Source organism: Isoptericola sp. GX10416 (genome assembly GCF_056590155.1).
On the sequence record NZ_JBWPVO010000019.1, the window covers coordinates 1 to 23,100 of the forward strand.

The following is a 23,100-nucleotide window of genomic DNA, read 5'->3' on the forward strand; positions in this document are numbered from 1 at the left end:
CACCGAACCCGTCACCGTCACCGAAGCACGCGTCCGCCTCCACTGCGACGACCTGCACGGAGCCACCACCTGCTGACCACCCCGCGGTGTCTCCCACGGCGTCGATGGTGGCGCAGGGGACGGTGGCGGTCGTGGCGGTCGTGGCGGTCGTGGTGCGTGCCAGGGCCCGGCCGGCGCTGCGTGCGGCACGTTGCCGTGCTGAAGGCGCACCGACGTCCGCAGGCTGTGGTCACCCGCGCAGCACGTCCATCAGCGCCCGGTTGATGTAGAGCACCTCGCGCCCGACGCGCAGGTCGGCAAGCACGCCGGCGTCGACCAGCCCGTGCATCCACTTGGAGGCCGTGGGCCGAGACACGCCGCACCGGTCGATGACGTCCCGCACCCGGGCATATGGCTGCTCCATGAGCACCGCCAACAGGTCGCCGTTGGCCGACCCCACCACCTGGCGCACATGATCGAGCAGCCGTTCCTGAACCTTGTCGATGTTGTCGACCACCCGGGTGGTCCGCTCCGCAGTCACACGGACGCCGTCGACGATGTACCGGACCCACGGTTCCCAGGCCCCGTCCGACGTCACCAGGCGCAGCAGACGGTAGTAGTCGTCCTTCGACTCGATGATGTAGCGGGACAGGTAGAGCAGGGGAAGGTGCATCAGGCCGGCGTCGCAGAGCATCAGGACGTTCATGATGCGCCCGGTGCGACCGTTGCCGTCGGTGAACGGGTGGATCGCCTCGAACTGGTAGTGGGCGACAGCCATGCGCACCAGCGGGTCCAGATCGGACGGCGCGTTGAGGAACTCCGACCAGTCGTCGAGCAAGCTGCTCAGCGCGGTGCCCGACGGCGGGGTGTAGACCTGCTGCCTGGTCGCAGGATCTCCGATGAACACCTCACCGCGACGGAACCCCTCGTCGTGGCCGCGGATGACGGCGCAGATCTCGGCCGCCGTGTTCGCCGTGAGCGGGCGCTGGCCAACCTGCTGGAAACCGGTCTGCAGCGCGCTGCGGTACCGGAGCGCCTCCCGTGCCGCGGGAGTCGCTCCGACGTCTGTGGCTGCTGCCGTGAACAGCTCGTCCGTCGTCGTGACGATGTTCTCGATCTCCGAGCTTGCCTGGGCCTCCAGGAGCGGGATGGCGTTGATCAGCACCGTCGGATTCGGCAGGGCCTGCGCTCGCGCGTCGAAGCGCGCCAGGGCATCACGCGCCTCGATCGTCGCCTTGAGCACCGTGTGGGTCTCCAGCTCCACCTGGGGAGGGAGGGGTTAGACGAACGTGTCAACGCAGTTGCCACGTGGCACACAGCAGCCCCACCCGCCCCTCCGCTGTGGGTGCACGACACGCCACCATCCACGCGGCGACAACGGCGTGTCGTGCACCCACAGCGGAGGTGTGGAACGACGAGGGCCGCGGCGGGACGAGTCCCACCGCGGCCCGTCCGTCTCGCCGAGCCGTCAGGCGTCGGCCGCGGCGGTCTCGAGCTCGTCGTACGTCGCGAGCTCGGCCAGGTCGCCGGCGACGATCTCCGCGATCTGCACGGCGTTGAGCGCGGCACCCTTGCGCAGGTTGTCGTTGGACACGAACATCACGAGACCACGACCGTCCGGCACCGACTGGTCCACGCGGAGACGGCCCACGAACGACGGGTCGGCACCGGCGGCGGCCAGCGGCGTCGGGACGTCGGCCAGCTCCACGCCCGGCGCGGAACCCAGCAGCTCGCGCGCCCGGTCGGGCGTGATCGCCGCGCCGAACTCCGCGTGGATCGCCAGCGAGTGCCCGGTGAACACCGGCACGCGCACACAGGTCCCCGCCACGGCGAGGTCCGGCAGCCCGAGGATCTTGCGGGACTCGTTGCGGAGCTTCTGCTCCTCGTCCGTCTCCTCGGACCCGTCGTCCACGATCGAGCCGGCCAGCGCCACCACGTCGAACGCGATCGGCGCCACGTACTTCTCCGGCTCGGGGAGCTGGACCGCGTCCCCCGAGAGCGCCAGGCCCTCGAGGTCACCGGCGACGGCGGCGCGCGCCTGGTCGGCAAGCTCCTTGACCCCGCCGACCCCCGACCCCGACACCGCCTGGTAGGTCGCGACGCGCAGGCGCTCCAGCCCGGCCTCCGCGGCCAGCGGCTTGAGCACCGGCATGGCGGCCATCGTGGTGCAGTTCGGGTTGGCGATGATGCCCTTGGCCGCGTCGGCGATCGCCTCCGGGTTCACCTCGGAGACCACCAGCGGCACCTCGGGGTCGAGGCGCCACGCGGACGAGTTGTCGACGACGACGGCGCCCGCCTCGGCGAAGCGGGGAGCGTGCTCGCGCGACGTCCCCCCACCGGCGGAGAACAGGGCGATGTCGATGTCGGCAAGCTCCGCCGTCGGCGTCGCCGCGACGTCCTCGACCGTGACGTCGACGCCCTCGTACGTGATGACCGAGCCGGCCGACCGCGCCGAGGCGAAGAGGCGCAGGTTCTTCACGGGGAAGCCGCGCTCGGAGAGGAACCGGCGGATGACGGCACCGACCTGGCCGGTCGCACCGACCACGGCGACGTCGACGCCCTGGTTGTTGATGAGAGCCATCAGCCGATCACCGCCCCGTCCCGGCGTAGACCACGGCCTCGCCCTCGGAGGAGTCCAGGCCGAACGCGGAGTGGATGGCCCGCACCGCGTCGTCGAGGTTGTCCGCGCGGGTGACGACCGAGATGCGGATCTCCGAGGTGGAGATCATCTCGATGTTGATCCCGGCGTCGCGCAGCGCGCCGAAGAGGCGTGCCGAGATGCCCGGGTGCGACTTCATGCCGGCGCCGACGAGGGAGACCTTGCCGATCTCCTCGTCGATCTCCAGCTCGTCGAACTTGAGCTCCGACTTCACGGCGTTGAGCGCGGCGACCGTCGAGCGGACGTCGCCGTGCGGCAGCGTGAACGAGATGTCCGTCAGGCCCGTCGCGGCGACCGAGACGTTCTGCACGATCATGTCGATGTTCGCGCCGGCTCCGGCGACCACCTCGAAGATGCGGGCGGCCTGGCCGAGCGTGTCGGGGACGCCGACGACGGTGATCTTGGCCTCGCTGCTGTCGTGCGCGACGCCGGAGATGATCGGGTCTTCCATGGCTTCCTCCTGGTCACCGGTGCTGGCGTTCGGGTCGATGGCGTCTCCGTGGGTGCCGGTCACGAGCGTGCCGGTCTTGCCCGAGAACGAGCTGCGGACGTGCACCGGTACGTCGTACCGGCGCGCGTACTCGACGGCCCGCAGCGCGAGGACCTTGGCGCCGGAGGCAGCCAGCTCGAGCATCTCCTCGTAGGTGACGCGGTCGATCTTGCGGGCGCCGGTGACGATGCGGGGGTCGGCGCTGAAGATGCCGTCGACGTCGGTGTAGATCTCGCAGACGTCCGCGTCGAGCCCGGCGGCCAGGGCGACCGCCGTCGTGTCGGACCCACCACGACCGAGCGTGGTGACGTCGTTGGATGTGCTGACGCCCTGGAACCCCGCGACGATCGCGACCTGACCCTTGGAGAGGGTCTGGCGGATCCGGTGCGGGACGACGTCGACGATGCGGGCCTTGCCGTGGACCGCGTCGGTGAGGAGGCCGGCCTGCTGGCCGGTGAAGGACTTCGCCTTGACCCCGAGCTTGTCGATCGCCATCGCGAGGAGGGACATCGAGATCCGCTCACCGGCGGTGAGCAGGATGTCCATCTCGCGCTGCGGAGGCCTCGGGCTGATCTCTTCGGCAAGTTCGAGGAGCTCGTCCGTGGTGTCGCCCATGGCGCTCACCACCACGACCACGTCGTTGCCGGCGCGCTTGGCCTCGGCGATGCGCTTGGCCACGCGCTTGATGGAGCGGGCGTCCGAGACGGACGACCCACCGTACTTCTGCACGACCAGTGCCATGCATGCAACCTTCCTGTTGCCGGCCACCGTCTCTCTCAACGGCCCGCCGGTGTCTTGTGTGTGCGCGGACCATCGTAGCGTCCGGCCCTCCACGGCCGATGTGGACGCCGTCACAGACGGCGGTACTACCTCGGCGGAGTGCGCACTACCTCGAGAGGTCGGTGACGACGTCGTAGCCGAGCTTGCAGATCAGCGCGCCGACCACCACCACGAACACCACCCGCACGAACCCGGAGCCCTTCGCGACGGCCATCCGCGCCCCGACGTACCCGCCCACGAGGTTCGCCACCCCCATCGACAGGCCGAGTCCCCAGATCACGGCGCCGTGCGGCACGAAGTACAGCAGCGCCCCGAGGTTCGTGGCGAAGTTGACGATCTTCGCCAGCGCGGACGCCGGCAGGAACGCGTAGCCGAGCACGCTCACCAGGGAGATCACCAGGAACGTCCCCGTCCCGGGCCCGAGCAGGCCGTCGTAGGCGCCGATGACCAGGCCGATGCCCGCGGCCGTCCACCGGTGCCGGTTGCCCTCCCAGCGCAGGTCGTCCTGTGCGCCGAGCCGCGGCCGCAGGATCGTGAACAGGGCGACCCCGACGAGCACCACGAGGATGATCGGCGTGAACAGCTCCGCCGGGATCTGCGTGGCGAGCGCCGCGCCGCCGACCGCCCCGGCCAGGGCCGCGAGCGCCATCGGCCCCGCCGTCGTCAGGTCGGGGCCGACGCGCCGGTAGTAGGTGATCGAGCTCACCGAGGTGCCCATGATCGAGCCGAGCTTGTTGGTCGCGAGCGCCTGCACGGGCGAGATGCCCGGCACGAGCAGCAGCGCGGGGAGCTGGATCAGCCCGCCCCCACCGACGACGGCGTCGACCCAGCCGGCGGCGAGGCCGGCCAGGACGAGCAGGACGATGGTGGTGGGGTCGAGGTCGAGCACGCGTCGAATCCTTGCACGTGCTCGACGCCCGAGGCCGTCGTCGCAGGTGAGAGATCATCCCGGAGGATGATGTCGGTACCGCGCCTCGCGGCGTAGGTTCGTCGCCATGACCGACGACGGCGGTGGTATCAGCACGCGCGGCGTGCGGCGGGCCTTCGGCACCGTGCACGCGGTGGTGGACGTGACCCTGGAGGCGCGGCCCGGCCGCGTCACGGCGCTGGTCGGCCCCAACGGGTCCGGCAAGACGACGCTCCTGCTGATGCTCGCCGGGCTGCTGGCGCCCGACGGCGGCGAGGTCCGGGTCGGCGGCATCGATCCCGCTGCGCACGGCCGTGCCGCCCGCGCCCGGATCGGCTGGATGCCCGACGTGTTCGGCACGTGGGAGTCGCTCACCGCCCGCGAGGTGCTGACGACCGTGGCGGCGGCCTACCGGATGAGCGCCGCGGACGGCGCCCGGCGCGCGGCCGAGCTGCTGGAGCTGGTGCACCTCGCCGATCTGGCCGACTCCCCCGCGCACGTGCTCTCCCGGGGGCAGAAGCAGCGGCTCGGGCTCGCTCGGTCGCTGGTCCACGACCCCGACGTGCTGCTCCTCGACGAACCCGCCTCCGGCCTGGACCCTCGCTCGCGCGTGGACCTGCGCGAGCTCGTGCGCCGTCTCGCGGCAGCGGGCAAGACGATCCTCATCAGCTCGCACGTGCTCACCGAGCTCGACGAGATGGCCGACGACGCGGTCTTCCTCTCCCAGGGGCGCACCGTGCGGTCGCAGTCCGTGGACGACGCCGCCGCGGAGCGCCGCGCGTGGCGGATCGCCGCACTGACCCCCGATCCGCTGGCGGAGTGGCTCACCACGGCCGGGATCGCCGCCCGGCTCGAGGACGACGGCGCCGCGCTGGTCGAGCTCGGCGGCGACGAGGCCGCGGCGGCCCTGCTGCGCGACGCGGTCGACGCCGGCGTGCCGGTGGTCTCCATGGCGCCGGCCGGTGGCGCGCTGGAGCAGGCGTACCTGCGACTCGAGGAGGAACGACGGTGAGCGTCGAGACCCGGGAGGTCCCGCCGTCGGGCACCCAGCCCCGTGCGGTGCCCACGAGCGACTGGTCCCTGTCGTGGCAGGGCGTGCGGACGGTGACGCAGCTCGAGCTGCGGCAGCGGGTGCGCTCCACGCGCTGGAAGATCGCGCTCGTCGTGTGGTTCGTGGTGGTGGGGCTCATCACCCTGCTCACCTCCGGCGCGGTCACCATGCTGTTCGACGACCCGTCGATGGGCGCGGACGGCGCGGGCGGGACGATGTTCGGCGTCGTCGTCTTCTTCGTCCTCTTCCTCGGGCTGCTGGTCGCGCCGGCGCTCACCGCTCCGGCGATCAACGGCGACCGTGCCGCCGGGACGCTCGCGACCCTCCAGGCCACGCTCCTCACCCCCGCGGAGATCGTGGTCGGCAAGCTGCTGGCCGCCTGGCTGGCAGCCCTCGCCTTCCTGGCCGCGAGCGTGCCGTTCATCGTGTGGGCGTTCGCCGTGGGCGGGCTGCCGTTCTGGTCGCTCGTGTCCGTCGTGCTGGTGCTCGCCGTCGTGCTCGGGGTGGTGTGCGCCGTCGGCCTCGGGTTCTCCGCGCTCACCGCGAAGACCTCCGGTTCGGCGGTGCTCACCTACCTCACCGTGGGCGGGCTGTCGGTCGTGACGCTGGCGCTCTTCGGCCTCAGCGCACCGCTGGTGACCACCACCGAGGACGTGCGGACCTGGAGCGCACCGACCGACTACGACTGGGAGGACACGGAGCCGCCGGAGTGCGGGTGGACGGTCCAGACGCAGGACGTCTGGCACTCCGAACGCACCTGGTGGCTGCTCGCCGCCAACCCGTTCGTGATCGTCGCGGACGCCCAGCCGCTCGCCGACCCCGAGACGTACGAGTCCGCTGCCGACCCGTTGACGCTGATCCAGTACGGGGTCCGGTTCGCCCGCACCGGTCCTCCGGCGGAGCAGGACTGGTGCGGAGACATGTGGTTCACGGTCGACGGTCGCGACACGCAGCTCACGTCGCCCGTCGAGGAGCAGCAGCCGAGCGAGTCGGAGGTGTGGCCCTGGGGCCTCGGGATCTACGTGCTGCTCGGCGCGGGCGGGATCGTCACCGCCGTCCGGCGCCTGCGCATCCCGGCGCACCGGCTGCCGCAGGGCACCCGCGTCGCCTGACCGTCCCCGCGCCTCGGCGGGTCAGGCGTGCAGCGCGTCGTACTCCGCCTCGGCGGCGACGTCGTCGGGCACGTCGAGGCGCAGGTGGCCGAGGACGCCCTGGAGCACGCGCAACCCTGACGCGGCACGCTCGCCCCAGCTCGACAGGTAGCTGAACTGCCACCACCACAGGCCCTCGAGCTCGTGGCCGTCGTCGAAGTGCTGCAGCCCCTTGGCGATCTCGTCGGCCACGCAGGCCAGGTCCCCGGAGAGGGTCGCCGGGGCGACGTCGGCGCTCAGCACCGGGTCGGTCACCTCGACGTAGTCGTCGAACCCGTCGAACATCCGGGCCAGCGCGGTCCGCAGCGGGTCCATGTCGGTCTCCCGCCCGGCGTCGGGCTCGAAGCGCTCGACGGGGACGACGTCGGTGATCGCCGCGAGCCGTGCGCCCGCCGCGAGCAGGTCCGAGGTCGCGAGGATCAGCAGGGACAGCTCGGCGCCCGGGAATCCGCCCGAGGCGACCTGCGACGTCGTCGACAGGAACGTCCGGGCCTGGGCCGACATCTGCTCGGCGACGTCGCGCAGCTCCGAGTCGGCGGAGATCTCTGGCACGTTCCTCACCCGTTCCTGCGCTCGATGCCGGGCCGAGCGTCTCTCGCCCCCGCGTGCTGACAGTGTCCCCCGAGCGACCTCCGGGACGCCAGGCGACCGGCGATCTGCCATGAGATCGGCAAGATCATTAGTCTTGATGATCATCTTTTGCTTGCCGATCAGCAGAAGCTCGTCTACGGTCAGGAGCGGTCGACACCGTCTTCAAGGAGGAAGAACATGCCAGCACGACCGTCCGGCCCCGCCACCAGATGTCTCGCGGGACTCGTCACCCTCGCCCTGGCGGGCGGCACCGCTGCCCTCGCCACCGCACCCGCCGGAGCCGTCGAGCCCGCCTCCCCGGCCGCCACGCAGCTGCAGACCGCCGACCTGCCGCCCCAGGAACCCGGCGTCACGCTGCGCACCTACGACCTGCGGCAGGGCATCAAACAGCTCTGCACCCTCAAGAGCGGCCAGACTCCCAACATCGACAAGCTCATGCCCACGGTGGACTGGACCGAGGCGAGCCAGTTCGGGCTCGAAGACCACTTCCTCACCCACGTGGTTGGCAACGTCCACGCCCCCGAGGACGGCGAGTACACGTTCCGCCTCACCAGCGACGACGGCTCCCGGCTGTCGATCGGTGACGAGGTCGTCGTGGACAACGACGGCCTGCACGGCGAGGAGTCCGTGGACGGCACCGTCACGCTGACCGCCGGCGCGCACCCGCTGTTCGTCGAGTTCTTCGAGGACGCCTACGGCCAGGTCCTGCGGCTCGAGTGGATGCCGCCGGGCGCCAGCGAGTTCACCGTGGTGCCGCAGGAGGCGCTGAGCACCGAGGCCGGCGTCGTCCGCGTCACGGCCCCCGGCACCAAGTACTGCGAGGGCGCCGAGGACACCGCCGGCGACGGCCTGCCCCTGGACGCCGTGCACCCCGGCTACGACCTCACCGACCTGCGGCCCGAAGGCTTCGAGCCGATGGTCTCCGGCATGGACTGGACCGCCGACGGCGACCTCGTCGTCGCGACGTCCGGCTCCGTGAGCCCCGGCGGCTGGGTCGAGGACCCGGAGCCCGGCGAGCTGTTCGTGCTCGACCAGGTGACCGGCGAGACCAGCGCCGAGGAGGTCACCGCGACCAAGATCGCCACCGACCTGTTCAACCCCATGGGCGTGGCCGTCATCGACGACTCGATCTTCGTCACCGAGCGCGACGCGCTCACCGAGCTGACGGACCCGGACGGGGACGGCTTCTACGACCAGCGCTCCACCGTGGCCGAGTGGCCGTTCGGCGGCAACTTCCACGAGTTCGCGTTCGGGCTGCTGCACGACGAGGACAAGTTCTACGTCAACCTCTCCGTGGCCATCAACAACGGTGGCGCCACGACCGACCCGCAGCCGGCCGAGAACCGCGGCACGAGCATCACGGTCGACCGGGAGACCGGCGAGATCGACTACGTCGCCGGCGGGCTCCGCACGCCGAACGGCATGACGTTCGGGCCGGACGACGAGCTCTTCGTCATGGACAACCAGGGCGCCTGGCTGCCCAGCTCCAAGCTGGTGCACGTCGAGCAGGACCGGTTCTTCAACCACTACACCAACCCGGACGGCCCGTTCGACGACCAGCCCGTCACCCAGCCGGCACTGTGGATCCCGCAGAACGAGATCGGCAACTCGCCCAGCGAGCCCGTGCAGCTCAGCGAGGGGCAGTTCGCCGGCCAGGTCCTGTTCGGCGACGTCACCTACGGCGGCCTGCAGCGCGGGTTCCTCGAGAAGGTCGACGGCGAGTTCCAGGGAGCCGTGTTCCGGCACACCGCAGGGCTCGAGGCGGGCGTCAACCGCACCGTGATCGGGCCCGACGGCGCGGTCTACGTGGGCGGCATCGGCGAGGCCGGCAACTGGAGCGAGCCCAACAAGCTCCGCTACGGCCTGCAGAAGCTGACGCCGAACGGCCAGGAGTCGTTCGACATGCTCGAGATGCGCGTGCGCGACGGCGGCTTCGAGGTCGAGTACAACCAGCCGCTGTCCGAGGAGACGGCCGCGAAGATCGCCGAGGACGCCGCCCAGGCGTACCGCGTGGACCAGTGGCGCTACGTGCCCACCCAGCAGTACGGCGGGCCGAAGATCGACGAGGAGGTGCTGCACGTCAGCGAGGCCACCGTCTCGGAGGACCGCACCACCGTCAGCCTCTCGGTCGACGGGCTGAAGCCGGGCCGGGTCGTGCACCTGCGCTCGCCGCGCCCGTTCAGCGACGCCGAGGGCCGTGAGCTGTGGAACACCGAGGCCTGGTACACGCTCAACAGCCTGCCCGGCTACGTGGCCCCTGCCGACCGCGGGTACTACGAGGCCGAGGAGTCGGTGCTGCTCGGGTCCGCCGGGCTCGCCAGCGAGCACAGCGGCTACTCGGGCTCCGGGTTCGTCGACGGCATCCAGTCCGCCGGCGCGGGCGTGACGTTCACCGTGAACGCCGACGCGGCCGGCACGCAGCCGGTCAACCTGCGGTACTCCAACGGGCCCAACCCGTTCGAGGGCGACAAGTCGATCTCGGTGCTCGTCAACGGCACCGAGGTGGACCCCTGGGTGCTGCCGAGCACGGGTGACTGGAAGACGTGGGACTTCGCCACGCGCGACCTCGACCTGCGCGAGGGCGCCAACACGATCACGCTCCGGTACGACGAGGGCGACGACGGCAACGTCAACCTCGACGTCCTGTCGATCGGCGAGTCGCCCGACCTGTGCTCGCCGACCGAGCCGGACGAGGGGTACACCGCCCTGTTCGACGGCACCCTCGCGAGCTTCGACGACTGGCGGCTCGCCGGCGCCGGCTCCTTCGGGCGCCAGGACGACTGCACGCTGAAGACCGAGGGCGGCATGGGTCTGCTCTGGCACACCGCCGAGCTCGAGGGCTCCTACAGCCTGACGCTCGACTGGAAGCTCGTGAAGGACGACAACGGCGGCGTGTTCGTCGGGTTCCCCGACCCGGGCGACGACCCGTGGGTCGCCGTCGACCAGGGCTACGAGATCCAGATCGACGCCAGCGACGAGCCGGACCGCACCACCGGTGCGATCTACACCTTCCAGGGTGCGGACGAAGAGGCCCGCGACGCGGCCCTCAACCCGGTCCCCGAGTGGAACAGCTACGACATCCGCGTCGTGGGTGACACCATCCGGATCTACCTCAACGGTGTGCTGGTGAACGACTTCGTCAGCACGGACCCGGCGCGCGACCTCTCCCAGGGGTTCCTCGGGATCCAGAACCACGGCGGCGGCGAGACGGTGTCCTACCGGGACATCCAGGTCAAGCCGCTGGGCGACCTGGCCGTCACGGCCACCGCGGAGGTGCGCTGCGAGGCGGACGCCGCCGTGCTGGACGTCCACGCGTCCAACACCGAGACGGACGTGCCGGTGGACCTCACCATCGACACGGCGCTCGGGTCCCGCACGGTCGAGGGCGTCGAGCCGGGGGCCTCCGTCACGGAGTCGTTCGCGGCCGAGGCCGCCGAGCTCGCGGCCGGCGCCGTCCAGGTGACGGCGAACGGCGACAAGCGCACCCTCGAGCTCGAGGCGTCCTACGACGCCGCGGACTGCGCTGAGGGCCTGCCCGCCGAGATCCGGGCGAAGCTCGCTCCGCCGAAGGTCAAGGCCGGCAAGGACACCAAGGCGATGGTCTGGGTGTCCGGCGCGGAGGGTGACCCGGTCCCGACCGGCACCGTGCGCGTCACGCTCGGCGACGAGGTCGTCACCACCGAGATCGGCAAGGGCCCGGCCAAGGTGAAGATGCCGACGTCGGGGCTCTCCGCGGGGGTGCACACGGTGACCGTGGAGTACCTGGGTGACGCCGTCTACGGCGACACCAGCACGACGGCGGACCTCACGGTGCGCTGACCGCTCCGCATCACCGCGACCGGGCCTGCTCCCCTCCGTGGGGGCGGGCCCGTTCGCGTCGGGCCGTCAGGTGCCGACGACGCGCCGGCCCTCGAACGCGCGGCCGAGGGTGACCTCGTCCGCGTACTCCAGGTCGCCGCCGACGGGCAGCCCGGAGGCCAGGCGCGAGACGGTCAGCCCCATCGGTCCGATGAGCCGCGAGAGGTACGTGGCCGTGGCCTCGCCCTCGACGTTCGGGTCGGTGGCGATGATGACCTCGGTGACCGCGCCGTCGGCCAGCCGCGACATGAGCTCGGCGATGCGCAGGTCGTCCGGCCCGACGTTGTCAAGCGGGTTGATCGCGCCGCCGAGCACGTGGTACCTGCCGCGGAACTCGCGCGTGCGCTCGATGGCGACGACGTCCTTGGGCTCCTCGACCACGCAGATGGTCTCGTCGCTGCGCCGCGGGTCGGAGCAGATGCGGCACCGCTCGGACTCCGCGACGTTGCCGCAGACCTCGCAGAACTGCACGCGCAGCTTCACCTCGGTGAGGGCGTCGGTCAGCCGCCGCACGTCCGCGGCGTCCGCGGCGAGCAGGTGGAACGCGATCCGCTGCGCACTCTTGGGCCCGACGCCGGGAAGCCGGCCGAGCTCGTCGATCAGGTCCTGGACCGCTCCTTCGTACACACGCCCAGGGTACGGGCCGCACCCGACAACCCCCGCCCCACCCCGCCCTTCGTCGCTGTGGGTGCACGACACGCCGTCTGCCGCCCCTGGCTGGGCGGCGTGTCGTGCACCCACAGCGAGGAGGGGGTGGGCGGGATCAGACCCAGCCCTTGGCGCGCGCCACCCGGACGGCCTCGTGCCGGTTGGTGACCCCGAGCTTCGCCACGGCCGAGGACAGGTAGTTGCGCACCGTGCCCGGCGCCAGCGCAGCGCGGTCGGCGATCTCCTCCACCCGGGCCCCGTCGGCGGCGAGCTCCAGCACGTCGGCCTCCCGCGCCGTCAGCGGCGAGTCGCCCGCGGCGATGGCGTCGGCCGCCAGCTCGGGGTCGACGTACCGCCCGCCCGACGCCACCTGCCGGATCGCGGCGGCCAGCACCGCGGCCGAGACCGTCTTGGGCAGGAACCCCCGCACCCCGGCCCCGAGCGCCTTCTTGAGGTGCCCGGGTCGCCCGTGGCCGGTGACGATGACGATCCCGCAGTCCGGGACCTCCGTCCGCACCTGCTCGGCCACCTCGATGCCGTCCGCGCCCGGCATCTGGAGGTCGAGCACCGCGACGTCCGGCCGTAGATGCCGGACGACGGCGACCGCCTCCGTCCCGGACGCCGCCACGGCGATCACGTCCAGGTCGTCCTCCAGGTCGAGGAGCTGGGCGACGGCGTCGCGGATGAGGGTCTCGTCGTCGGCGAGGACGATGCGGATCATGCGGCAGCTCCGGGTTGCGTCGGGACACGCGCCACCAGGGTGAACCGGTCACCATGGGTCGACACGTCGAGGGTGCCGCCGACGGCGGCAAGTCGTTCGCGCAGGCCGGCCAGCCCCGTCCCAGCGGGCTCGCCGCGGCGCACAGCACCGGGCTCAGCGCCCACGACGCCGTCGTTGACGATGCGCAGCACGGTCGTGTCGCCGTCGTCGTCGAGCTCGAGGCGGCACTCGGCGGCCTTCGAGTGCCGCACCACGTTCGTCACGGCCTCGCGCACCACCCAGGCCAGCGCGTCCTGCTGGGTCGTGGCCAGCGGCGGCACCACGCCGATGACACGGACGGCGATCCCGGCGGCACGCAGGACCGACCGCGCCCCGGCCAGCTCGGTCGCCAGGTCGGTGGCGCGATAGCCGGCGACCACGCCGCGCACCTCGCGCAACGACTCCTGGGCGAGGGTGCGCACCTCGTCCATCTCCTCGGCGGCACGCGGGTCGCCGCGACGGGCGAGCGCGGCCGACAGGTCGCTCTTGACGGCGACGGCCGACAGGGCTCGCCCGACGACGTCGTGCATGTCACGCGAGATCCGCAGGCGCTCCTCGGCGACGGCGAGCCGGCCGACCATCTCGCGCGACGCCTCCAGCTCGCGCACCACCTCGAGCACCCACATCGAGATCCGTACCGTGCTCGTCCAGAACATCGTCGCCACGTACAGGAACACCGCCACGACGACGGCACCGACGTCGAGGGCGCCGTCCAGCAGCCGCCCGGCGAGGATCATGACGGGCACCACGGTGCCCGCGATCGCCAGCCGCCGGAACGGGAAGCCGATGGCCAGCGCCCCGAAGGTCGCCGCCCCGCACGCGCCGATCATCAGGCTGCGCGCGTCCCAGCTGCCGGTCTCGGCCACCCCGGGCAGCACCACCAGCGAGAGGCCGACGACGACGGCGGTCACCGCGAGCAGCGCCAGCACCACCGGGTGCAGCCGGTCACGCACCAACGGCTGGTCGAACCCGACGTGCACCGTCGCGAACGCCAACCCGATGTGGACCAGCGCCACGACGGCGAGCAGCCCGAGCGCGAGCGCCGACGGCAACGGGTCCCGGCTGTGCGCCAGCGCGCTCGCGGCGTAGAGGTAGAAGAACCCCTCCATCGGCACGAACAGGTACAGGCTGATGCGGGTGTAGATCTCGACCCCGCGTGCTCCACCGGCCAACGACGCCGCCGGTCGGAACGACGCGGAGTGCGGGACGGACGCGGTCTGGCGAGGGCTCACGCTGTCAGCCTGCCACGTCCTGGATCGGGAAGGGCTCAACGTCGCGGTGCCCAGCGCATCCATCGCCGTGCCGCCAGGACACCGAGCGTCGTCCATCCGGCGAGCACGAGGACCGGGAGGCCCGCCGCACCGAAGGTCTCGACGAACGACAGCGTCTGCCCGGCGGCGTCGGTCCCCGTGAGGCCCAGCCCCATGAGCTCCGTCACCGGCCGCAGCGGCGTGAAGCGCGCGACGGTGCTGATCGCGTCCGGGGTGGGGAACAGCCCCGCGAACGGCAGGATCAGCACGATCGCCGGCAGCGTGGTGAGCTGGACGGACTCCACGGTCCTCGAGAAGCCCGCGGTCGCGGCCGCGATCGCCCCCAGCACCACCGCACCGCCCAGCGCGGCGACGAGCACCAGCACCGGGTTGGCCATGCCCGGTGGCTCGATCATGGCGGACACCGCCGCGTAGCCGAGCCCGAGCTGGACGAGGACGACGACGACGGCGGGCAGCGCGGGTGCGAGCAGCGCGTCGACGCGCGTGGTGGAGCCGGTCAGCAGCCGCTGGAGCACGCGATCCTCCCGGCGCGCGACGTACGCGGTGGTGAGGTTGTAGTAGACGACGAAGATCAGGGCGACGACGTGCAGCATCGCGAGCACTCCGGCCGCCACGGCCTGGCCGGAGGCGTCGTCGTCGCCCACCCCGCCGAGCACGGCGAACAGCCCGACGAACCCGACGGGGAGCAGGAGCGCGTTGGCGAGCGCCGCACGGTTGCGGACCAGGAGCAGCGTCTCGGCGCGGGCCAGCGCGAGCAGACGCCGGGTCCGTGACGCCGGTCGGGCGTCCGCGGGAGCGGTCGAGCCGATCATGCCGCCACCTCCTCGTCCGTCCCCTCGGCGAGCGAGAGGAACGCCTGCTCGAGGGACGCCGACCGGGCCTCCAGCTCCTCCAGGCGCAGCCCGTGCTCGCGGGCCCAGGTCAGCACGATCTCCAGGTCCTCCTGCAGCGCGGAGGTCCGCACCCGCACCCGGCCCCGGTCGACGTCGGCGTGCACCAGTCCGGGCATCGCCGGCAGGTCCGTCGTCGTGAGCCGCAACGTGGCCCCCGGCCCGTCGTGCGGGACGAACTCGATCCGTGCCGGCTCCGCGGCGACCGCCTCGGCGACCGTCCCCTCGCGCACCACCCGCCCGGCGCGCATGATCGCGACGCGGTCGGCGAGCTCCTCGGCCTCCTCGAGGTAGTGCGTGGTCAGCAGGACGGTGGCACCGTCCTCGAGCAGCCCGCGCACCAGCCGCCACACCGCGCGGCGGCTCTCCGGGTCCAGGCCGGTGGTCGGCTCGTCCAGGACCAGCAGCTCCGGGTGGCCGAGGATCGCGAGCGCCAGGTCGAGCCGTCGTCGTTCACCGCCGGAGAGGCTGCCCACGCGCACGTCGGCGCGGGACGTCAGCGCCAGGTCGGCCAGCACCTCGTCGACCGGGCGCGGGCGGGCGAGGGTGCCGGCCCACATGCGCATCGTCTCGACGGTCGTCAGGTCGGACGAGAACCCCGCCTCCTGGAGCATCACGCCCAGACCCCCGACGATGCGCGAGCGCTCGCGGTACGGGTCGTGACCCAGCACGCGGATCTGCCCGGCGTCCGCGGGGGCCAGCCCTTCGACGAGCTCGACCAGCGACGTCTTGCCGGCACCGTTGGTGCCGAGCAGGGCCAGCAGCTCGCCTCGCCGCAGGTCCAGGTCGACGCCCCGCACGGCCTCGAACGGGCCGTACCGGCGTCGCACCCCCCGCAGGGAGACGATCGGTTCGAAGGTCATGCCACGATCCTGTCCCGCGGACGACGCCGCAGGTAGTGCCTGTGATCACCGGTCGCCGTGCGGTTCCCACGGTCCACCCATGACATCTGTCAGATCGTGCCCGACGGTGCGGTGCGGGCTCAGGGCGGGTCAGCCTCAGGGCGTGGCGCCCAGCCCGGTGGCACGCAGCAGGGCCGTCGGCCCGAACGACACGTTCTGGTCCACGGCCAGCTCGACCCACCGTCCCTCGCCGTCGCCGCCGAACGTCAGGCGTGCGTCGAGGGCGAAGGGCGTCCCGCGCCACAGGAGACGGCACGTCAGCTCGTGCGGAGCCGTCCAGGCGGCGGCGCCCGCGACGGGCAGGTCCTCGTCGTCGACCCGGGCGCGACCCACCACCCAGTGGCCGACGCCGCAGCGCACCACCTGCCGCTCGGTGCTGCCCGCGAGGGTCCAGCCGAGCTCGATCTCGTCACCCTTGCGGTCGATGCCGACGCTGTGCCAGCGCAGCACGGACCGGGTGTGCCGGGCGGGCGAACCCGGCTGCGGGCCGTCCGGCGTGTCCGGTGCTCCGCCGTCGTGCCCCTCGAGGGTGAACGTCGAGCCGCGTACGAAGTCCTCGAGCGGTTCGTGCGCCGTGCCGTGCGGCACTGCGACCGCGAGGTCCCGGGGCGAGAAGGAACCGCCGTCGGCCGGGGCTCCTGCTCCGGGCGCTGCACCGACGACGGCGTCCATCGCGTCGAGGGCCGCCTCGAGCTCGAGGTGCGTGGCCTGCGCGCCCGCGGTGAGGACCACGACCATGTCGCGTCCCGGCGACACCACGCAGAACTGCCCGAAGGCGCCGTCGGCTCGGTACGCGTCACCGCGGCAGCGCCAGAACTGGTACCCGTAGCCCTGCGCCCACTCAACGTTCTGGTCGGGGCCGTTGGGCACCTGGGCGGCGGTCATCTCGTCCACCCAGGCGGCCGGGACGAGCTGCTCGCCGCCCCAGGTGCCGCGCTGCAGCAACAGCTGGCCGAACACCGCGAGCTCCTCGGTGGTGAGGCGCAGACCGTAGCCACCGACGTCGATCCCCCGCGGGCACTGCTCCCAGGTGGCGCCCGTGATACCCAGCGGGGCGAGCAGGCGCGGCGTGAGGTAGTCGAGGAGCCGCTCGCCCGTGAGCCGGTGCAGGATCGCGGAGAGCAGGTAGGTGGCGCCCGTGTTGTAGACGAAGCGCGTCCCGGGCTCGTGGACGACCGGCGCCGCCAGGATCGCCTGCGCCCAGCTCGACCCGGGGACGTGCAGGTTCGTCAGGGTGAAGTTCATCGTGTCGGTGCCGTGACCGGACGTCATCGTCAGCAGGTCACGGACGGTCATGGCGGACAGGTGGGCGCTCGGCTCGGCGGGGGCGTCGTCGGGCAGCAGGTCGATCACGCGGTCGTCGGTGCGCAGCAGACCCTCCGCCGCCGCGAGGCCGACGGCGGTGGCCGTGAAGGACTTCGACACCGAGAACATGGTGTGCGTCTCGTCGGGTGCGTAGGGGTGCCACCATGCCTCGGCGACCACCGAGCCGTGGCGGAGCACCATGAGGCTGTGGACGTCGCGGAGGCCGTCGAGCGTCGCGACGAGGCGTTCGAGGACGGCCTGGTCCACCCCGTGCGACTCCGGGGTGGCGCGGGGAAGGCGGGCGGGGGCGGTCGGTGTCGTCGTCGGCACGGGGCCAGTCTGCCGCACCGTCCCGCCGGGGTCCTCACGGCTGGTCGGCGACCTCCTCCAGGATCGTGCCGTCCAGCACCTTCACGACGAGCGGCACCCCGAGCAGCCCTGTGGAGGCGATGTCGGGGTCGTCGTCCGAGGCGTCGTCGTAGCCGCCCCCGGACGGGCGCGCCCGCTCCGACTGCTCCCGTTCTCGGGACGCGGCCGCGGCCTGCTCGGCCGCCTGGCGGGGCGTCTGCGCAGCGGCCGACGGCGCGGCGGTCGACGGCGCGGTGGCCGACGGCGCGGTGGCCGACGGCGCGGTGGCCGACGCACCGTCCGAGGGCGACGACGACGACCCGGCGAGCCAGGCCGCGTCGGCGGCATCGGCGGCCGACTGGACCGACTGGGCCGACTGGGCTGACTGGGCCGACTGGCCTGCCGGCTCAGAGGCCGAGGCCGCTGAGGGAGGCGTGTCGTCGACGCGCGCGACGGACACTCCGCCGCGCGGCGATCCTGCCGGCGCGACAGCGGCTCCTCGAGGCCCGCCGTCCGGGGCCGCGTCGGGCACGCTCGGGCTCGGCGGGGTCGGCTGTTCGGTCGGTCCGGGCGCGCCGACGGTCGCCTCGAGGCGTACCTGCACCCCGAGGGTCTGGAAGACGGCATCGACCACCGCGTCGACGTGCCGCGGCTGCGCGGAGAACGTGCGAGCCATGCCCTCCGCGTCGAAGGCGATCCGCAGCACTCCCCCGGACAGCGAGGCCACCTGGGCGTTGGGGCCCACGAGGGCGCGGGTGACCGGGCTGGACAGGTTCGCGACCACCTCGTCCCAGCGTCGCCGCACCAGCTCGGCCGTCACCTCGGAAGATCCGGAAGACGGCTCGGTCGCCGCCGCAGGAGTGTGCACCGGTGCGGGGCCGGACGCCGGCTCCACGGAGGGCTCGGCGGCCGGCGGTTCGGACGGGAGCGCAGCCTCCGGTTCGTCGGCGACGGGCTCGGTGGGCGCCGGAGGACCGGGTGCGACCTCCGCCTCGCGCTCAGGCTCCGGCTCACGCACAGCCTCGGGCTCGCTCTGGGGATCAGAGACAGGCTCACGGTCGATCCCCTGCTCGCGATCGGTGTCGAACGCGGGCTCGGGCTCGGACTCGCGCTGCGGGTCGGACGCAGGCTCGGTGGCGGACGCCGCGGACACGCTCTCGGGGCTCGAGCCCACGTCCCGGGCGACGGGTCGTCGGCTCTGCTGCAGGGCAGCCCGCGCGGCCGCCGCGCCGGACAGCCCTGCCGTGCTCCCGGCCCCCGTGCCGCCGCCCTGGCCGTCCGCGGCGGGCGCCGCCGTCGGCGCCGGTTCTGCACCCGGGCCGGGCCGGTCGCCGGCAGCGGCGGGCATGCCGGCCGGTGCCGCGGCGATGGCGCCTCGCTCCAGCCGGTCGATGCGCGCGGCGAGTCCGTCGGCACCGTCGTCGGCGCCGGGCAGCAGCAGGCGGGCGCACAGCAGCTCGAGGTGCAGGCGTGGCGAGGTGGCGCCGGTCATCTCGGTGAGGGCGGAGTTGACCAGGTCGGCCGCGCGGGACAGCTCGGCGAGCCCGAGGTGGGTCGCCTGCTCGGTCATGCGCTCGAGCTGGTCCGAGGGCAGGTCGCGCAGCACCGCGCCCGCGGCGTCCCCCGAGACGGCGATCACGACCAGGTCCCGCAGCCGCTCCAGCACGTCCTCGACGAACCGGCGCGGCTCGTGCCCGGTGGCGATGATCTGGTCGACCACCCGGAAGATCGAGGCGCCGTCGCGCGCCGCGAGGGCGTCCACGACGTCGTCCAGCAGGGTCGCGTGCGTGAACCCGAGGAGGCCGACGGCGGTGTCGTACTCGACCGTCCCGCCCGTCGCCCCGGCGATGAGCTGGTCCATGACGGACAGCGAGTCACGTACGGAGCCGCCGCCGGCGCGCGTCACGAGCGGCACGACCCCCGCGCCGATCTCGACGCCCTCGGCGGCGCACAGCTCGTCGAGGTACGGGCCCAGGACGTCCGGGGGCACGAGCCGGAACGGGTAGTGGTGGGTGCGTGACCGGATGGTGCCGATGACCTTGTCGGGCTCCGTCGTCGCGAACACGAACTTGATGTGCGGCGGCGGCTCCTCGACGATCTTCAGCAGCGCGTTGAAGCCCTGCTGGGTGACCATGTGGGCCTCGTCGAGGATGAAGATCTTGTACCGGTCGCGCGCGGGGGCGAACGTGGCGCGCTCACGCAGGTCGCGCGCGTCGTCCACGCCGTTGTGCGAGGCCGCGTCGATCTCGACGACGTCGAGCGACCCGGAGCCGCCGCGTGCCAGCTCGACGCACGACGGGCACTCGCCGCAGGGCGTGTCGAGCGGCTTCTCCGGGGTGTTGCGGGCGCAGTTGAGCGTGCGCGCGAGGATGCGTGCCGAGGTCGTCTTGCCGCAGCCTCGCGGCCCGGAGAAGAGGTAGGCGTGGTTGACGCGCCCGCTGCGCAACGCCTGCATGAGCGGCGCGGTGACGTGCTCCTGGCCGATCACCTCGGCGAAGGTCTCGGGCCGGTAGCGGCGGTACAGAGCGGTGGACACGCACGCAACGATAGACGCCGGGGCTGACAGGGACACCTCCCGGTCCGTCACGTCTCGCCACGCACAATGTTAGTGACTAACATAGGACCCGTGACCGTCCCCACCCCCCGGGCGCTGCGCACCCGGGAACGCATCCTCGCCGCGGCCCTCGACCTGTTCGAGCGCGAGGGGTACGACACGACCACCGTCGCCCGGATCGCCACGGCCGCCGGCGTCACGCAGATGACGTTCTTCCGGCACTTCCCCACCAAGGACTCCGTCCTCGTCTCCGACCCCTACGACCCGCTCATCGCCCGGGCGGTCGCTGCCCAGCCGCACGGACTCGCCCCCGTCGAGCGTGTCCGCCGCGGCATGCTCGCCGCCCTCGGCACGATCGAGCCGGTCGAGGACGCCACGGCCACGCGCCGCGTCCGGCTGGTCGCCGCGCACCCGTCCCTGCGCGCCGCCATGGTCGCCGCCACCGCCGACACCGAGCGCGCGATCGCCGACGCCCTCGTGGCCGACGGCGTGCCCCGCCTCGACGCCGCCGTCGCCGCAGCAGCCTGCCTGGCCGCCTGCACGGCGGCGCTGCTCGCGATGCCGGGGCTGCCCGACGGCGAGACCCGCCTCGGCGTCGTGGTCACCCGCGCGCTCGACCTCCTCGGCGAGACGTCGTGAGAGCGCTGGCCCTGCACGGCCTGCGGCACCGGTTCGGCGACCGCGCGGCCCTCGACGACCTGTCCCTCGACGTGGCTGCCGGGGAGGTCGTCGCGATGGTCGGCCTCAACGGCGCGGGCAAGACGACGGCGCTGCGCATCCTGACCGGCCGGCTCCACCCGCAGCAGGGCACCGCCCACGTGCTCGGTGCGGATCCCGCCACGCTGGGCACGACGGCGGCACGACGGTTCGGCCACGTCGTCGGGGCCGCGCTGGTCTCACCCGACCTCACGGTGACCGAGAACGTGCGGACCGCCGCACTGCTGCACGGCATGGCGCGAGCCGACGTCCCGGCCGCGAGCGCCGCCGTCGTGCACCGTCTGGACCTCGACGCGTGGGCGGGCGCGCGGGCCCGCACGCTGTCCGCCGGCAACGCCCAGCGGCTGGGGATCGCCTGCGCGGTGGTCCACGGACCGTCGGCGCTGGTGCTCGACGAGCCGACCTCCGCGCTCGACCCGCGCGGCGTGGTGCACGTGCGCGAGCTGGTCCGCTCCCTGGCCGACGGCGGCGCCGCCGTGCTGGTCTCGAGCCACCACCTGGACGAGGTGGCGCGCGTGGCCGACCGCGTCGTCGTCGTGCACGGCGGACGGGACGTCGGCGAGCTCGCGCCCGGGCCCGAGATGGAGCAGCGGTTCTTCGCGCGGGTGCTCGAGGCGGACGCGGGCCGGTCCGGGAGCGCGGCGTGACCGGGCTGGGCACCGCGCTGCGGGTGGAGGCCCTGGCCTGGCGACGATCGACGGTGCAGCGGATCGCGACTCCCCTGGTCCTGGTGCTGCTGCCGCTGGCGAGCGTCGGCACGACGGCGCTAGCCAGGTCGGGGGCGGTGGACGGCGCAGGAGCGGCCAAACTTGCCGACTACGCGCACGGCCCGCTCGCCGTCACGCACCTGACGGTCGCCGGGCAGGTGCTGGCCGTGGGGCTGCTCATGGCCGCAGGGTTCGCGTACGCGGCGGTGTTCGGCCAGCCGCTCGCCGACGGGCGCGCGGGCTCGCTGTTCGGACTCGCGACGCAGCGGTCCACCATCGCGCAGGCGCGGTGCCTCGTGGTGCTCGGCTGGGCGGCGGGGTGTGCGCTGGCGGCGGTGTCGCTGACCGTCGTGGCTTCCACAGCGGTGGTGACGGTGGGCGGCGAGACGTTCACGGACGAGGCCTGGGCGACCGCCGGGCAGGCGCTGCTGGTCGGGCTGCTCGCGGCCTGCCTGGCTCCCCCGTTCGCCGCGGTGGCGACCGCGACCCGGAGCCCGCTGGCCACGGTGGGCACGCTGATCGGCGTCGTGGCCCTGACCCAGGTGGTGGTGCTGGTGGGCGGCGGGGCATGGTTCCCCTACGCGGTGCCGTCGCTGTGGACGGGCATGGGCGGCGTGCAGGTGGCGGCGTCGGTCACCCCCGCGGCGCTCGGGCTGACCGCGGCCGTCGCGCCGGCGGCGATCGCCGTCGTCGTGCGCCAGTGGCGGCGGCTGACCGACGTGTGACGGGAGTTGACGCAGCGCTGGGCTCCCTCTAGGTTTGTATCGTTTCAATCCCAGGAGGACCGATGACGATCCACCTCGCGGGCGACTCCACCGTCGCCCCCACCGACCACGGCGCCACCTCGGGCCATCCGGAGGTCCCGCTGCTCGGCTGGGGCGACGAGCTCGCGCGGTTCGTGCACGACGACGTCCGCAACCTCGCGATCGGCGGCGCCACCACGCAGTCGTTCCGCGACGAGGGCCACTGGGACCGTGTCGTCGAGGCGGTGCGCGCCGACGACACCGTGGTCATCCAGTTCGGCCACAACGACCAGAAGGACCCCACCGAGCTCGCCGCCGAGGGCGGGTACCGCCGTCGGCTCACCGACTTCGTGACCGAGGCGCGTGACGCCGGAGCCAGCCCCGTGCTGGCCACGAGCGTCGAGCGCCGCTGGTTCGCCGACGACGGCACGTTGCGCTGGTCGCACGGCCCCTACCCCGCCGCCGTCCGCGCGCTGGGCAGGGAGCTGGACGTGCCGGTGATCGACCTGACTGTCTTCACCCGCTGGCTGTACACCTGGCTCGGGCCGGAGGCGTCGGCCGCGCTGTTCCCGCACGGGGCGGCCGTCGAGGCCGGCCTGCGTGTGGACGACGCGCTGGCCACGGACAACACGCACTTCACCACCGCCGGCGCCCGCTACGTGGCGCAGTACGTCGCCGAGGCGCTCGTCGCGATCGACGGCGTGCACGACGCCGCCGAGCCGATGGGCGCAGCGATCATGGCGGCACAGCAGGGCTGACGGCGCTGCACCGCGCCCGCCACCCTGGCGT

At 73.0% G+C, this 23,100-nt stretch carries 19 protein-coding genes; 7 read left to right on the forward strand and 12 right to left on the reverse strand.

Annotated features, from left to right (window positions below; genetic code table 11):
• Positions 1-229: 229 nt before the first annotated feature.
• The 4 genes from ACWAT2_RS18305 to ACWAT2_RS18320 form a co-directional block, all read right to left on the reverse strand.
• Positions 230-1,243 carry a Fic family protein gene (locus ACWAT2_RS18305; RefSeq protein ID WP_402376778.1) on the reverse strand — a complete coding sequence of 338 codons (1,014 nt, stop codon included), beginning with the start codon at positions 1,241-1,243 and terminating at the stop codon, positions 230-232.
• Between the two features lie 204 nt (positions 1,244-1,447).
• Positions 1,448-2,560 carry an aspartate-semialdehyde dehydrogenase gene (locus ACWAT2_RS18310; protein ID WP_402376780.1) on the reverse strand — a complete coding sequence of 371 codons (1,113 nt, stop codon included), beginning with the start codon at positions 2,558-2,560 and terminating at the stop codon, positions 1,448-1,450.
• Between the two features lie 7 nt (positions 2,561-2,567).
• Positions 2,568-3,869, reverse strand: coding sequence for an aspartate kinase (locus tag ACWAT2_RS18315; RefSeq protein ID WP_402376783.1), 1,302 nt, complete (start codon positions 3,867-3,869; stop codon positions 2,568-2,570).
• A gap of 145 nt (positions 3,870-4,014) precedes the next feature.
• Positions 4,015-4,797 carry a TSUP family transporter gene (locus ACWAT2_RS18320; protein WP_402376785.1) on the reverse strand — a complete coding sequence of 261 codons (783 nt, stop codon included), beginning with the start codon at positions 4,795-4,797 and terminating at the stop codon, positions 4,015-4,017.
• A 106-nt stretch (positions 4,798-4,903) separates the two neighbouring features.
• Between ACWAT2_RS18320 and ACWAT2_RS18325 the strand changes: the two genes are divergently transcribed.
• Positions 4,904-5,827, forward strand: coding sequence for an ABC transporter ATP-binding protein (locus ACWAT2_RS18325; protein ID WP_402376788.1), 924 nt, complete (start codon positions 4,904-4,906; stop codon positions 5,825-5,827).
• Entirely contained in the window at positions 5,824-6,978 is a 1,155-nt protein-coding gene (locus ACWAT2_RS18330) for an ABC transporter permease (RefSeq protein WP_402376789.1), read from the forward strand. The genes ACWAT2_RS18325 and ACWAT2_RS18330 overlap by 4 nt, the downstream gene beginning before the upstream one ends.
• A 21-nt stretch (positions 6,979-6,999) precedes the next feature.
• On the opposite strand, the gene ACWAT2_RS18335 is transcribed toward ACWAT2_RS18330, so the two are convergent.
• On the reverse strand, positions 7,000-7,569 hold the full coding sequence (locus tag ACWAT2_RS18335) for a DUF5063 domain-containing protein (protein WP_402376792.1): 570 nt from the start codon (positions 7,567-7,569) through the stop codon (positions 7,000-7,002).
• A gap of 216 nt (positions 7,570-7,785) precedes the next feature.
• Here ACWAT2_RS18335 and ACWAT2_RS18340 point away from each other — a divergent pair, with 216 nt between their 5' ends.
• On the forward strand, positions 7,786-11,427 hold the full coding sequence (locus ACWAT2_RS18340; protein WP_402376795.1) for a 3-keto-alpha-glucoside-1,2-lyase-like domain-containing protein: 3,642 nt from the start codon (positions 7,786-7,788) through the stop codon (positions 11,425-11,427).
• 66 nt (positions 11,428-11,493) lie between these two features.
• On the opposite strand, the gene recR is transcribed toward ACWAT2_RS18340, so the two are convergent.
• The 7 genes from recR to ACWAT2_RS18375 form a co-directional block, all read right to left on the reverse strand.
• Positions 11,494-12,093, reverse strand: a complete 600-nt coding sequence (recR, locus tag ACWAT2_RS18345) for a recombination mediator RecR (protein WP_402376798.1) — start codon at positions 12,091-12,093, stop codon at positions 11,494-11,496.
• A 136-nt stretch (positions 12,094-12,229) separates the two neighbouring features.
• A complete protein-coding gene (locus ACWAT2_RS18350) occupies positions 12,230-12,835 on the reverse strand; it encodes a response regulator (protein ID WP_402376799.1) in 606 nt (201 codons plus the stop codon).
• Positions 12,832-14,106: a sensor histidine kinase gene (locus tag ACWAT2_RS18355; protein WP_402376802.1), complete on the reverse strand. Its 1,275-nt coding sequence runs from the start codon at positions 14,104-14,106 to the stop codon at positions 12,832-12,834. Before ACWAT2_RS18355 ends, ACWAT2_RS18350 begins: the two co-directional genes overlap by 4 nt.
• A 35-nt stretch (positions 14,107-14,141) precedes the next feature.
• Complete coding sequence (locus ACWAT2_RS18360) at positions 14,142-14,957, reverse strand: ABC transporter permease (RefSeq protein ID WP_402376804.1); 816 nt, start codon at positions 14,955-14,957, stop codon at positions 14,142-14,144.
• Positions 14,954-15,898: an ABC transporter ATP-binding protein gene (locus tag ACWAT2_RS18365; protein WP_402376807.1), complete on the reverse strand. Its 945-nt coding sequence runs from the start codon at positions 15,896-15,898 to the stop codon at positions 14,954-14,956. Before ACWAT2_RS18365 ends, ACWAT2_RS18360 begins: the two co-directional genes overlap by 4 nt.
• Before the next feature lie 135 nt (positions 15,899-16,033).
• Positions 16,034-17,572, reverse strand: coding sequence for a serine hydrolase domain-containing protein (locus tag ACWAT2_RS18370; RefSeq protein WP_402376809.1), 1,539 nt, complete (start codon positions 17,570-17,572; stop codon positions 16,034-16,036).
• Positions 17,573-17,606: 34 nt separating this feature from the next.
• Positions 17,607-20,126 (reverse strand): DNA polymerase III subunit gamma and tau, encoded by a 2,520-nt coding sequence (locus ACWAT2_RS18375; protein ID WP_402376812.1) that lies wholly within the window; start codon positions 20,124-20,126, stop codon positions 17,607-17,609.
• Between the two features lie 90 nt (positions 20,127-20,216).
• Between ACWAT2_RS18375 and ACWAT2_RS18380 the strand changes: the two genes are divergently transcribed.
• The 4 genes from ACWAT2_RS18380 (at position 20,217) to ACWAT2_RS18395 (ending at position 23,069) form a co-directional block, all read left to right on the forward strand.
• Positions 20,217-20,783: a TetR/AcrR family transcriptional regulator gene (locus ACWAT2_RS18380; RefSeq protein ID WP_402376815.1), complete on the forward strand. Its 567-nt coding sequence runs from the start codon at positions 20,217-20,219 to the stop codon at positions 20,781-20,783.
• Positions 20,780-21,508 (forward strand): ABC transporter ATP-binding protein, encoded by a 729-nt coding sequence (locus tag ACWAT2_RS18385; RefSeq protein ID WP_402376817.1) that lies wholly within the window; start codon positions 20,780-20,782, stop codon positions 21,506-21,508. The genes ACWAT2_RS18380 and ACWAT2_RS18385 overlap by 4 nt, the downstream gene beginning before the upstream one ends.
• A complete protein-coding gene (locus ACWAT2_RS18390; protein WP_402376820.1) occupies positions 21,505-22,293 on the forward strand; it encodes a hypothetical protein in 789 nt (262 codons plus the stop codon). The genes ACWAT2_RS18385 and ACWAT2_RS18390 overlap by 4 nt, the downstream gene beginning before the upstream one ends.
• A gap of 62 nt (positions 22,294-22,355) precedes the next feature.
• Entirely contained in the window at positions 22,356-23,069 is a 714-nt protein-coding gene (locus ACWAT2_RS18395; protein ID WP_402376823.1) for a rhamnogalacturonan acetylesterase, read from the forward strand.
• Positions 23,070-23,100 lie beyond the last annotated feature (31 nt).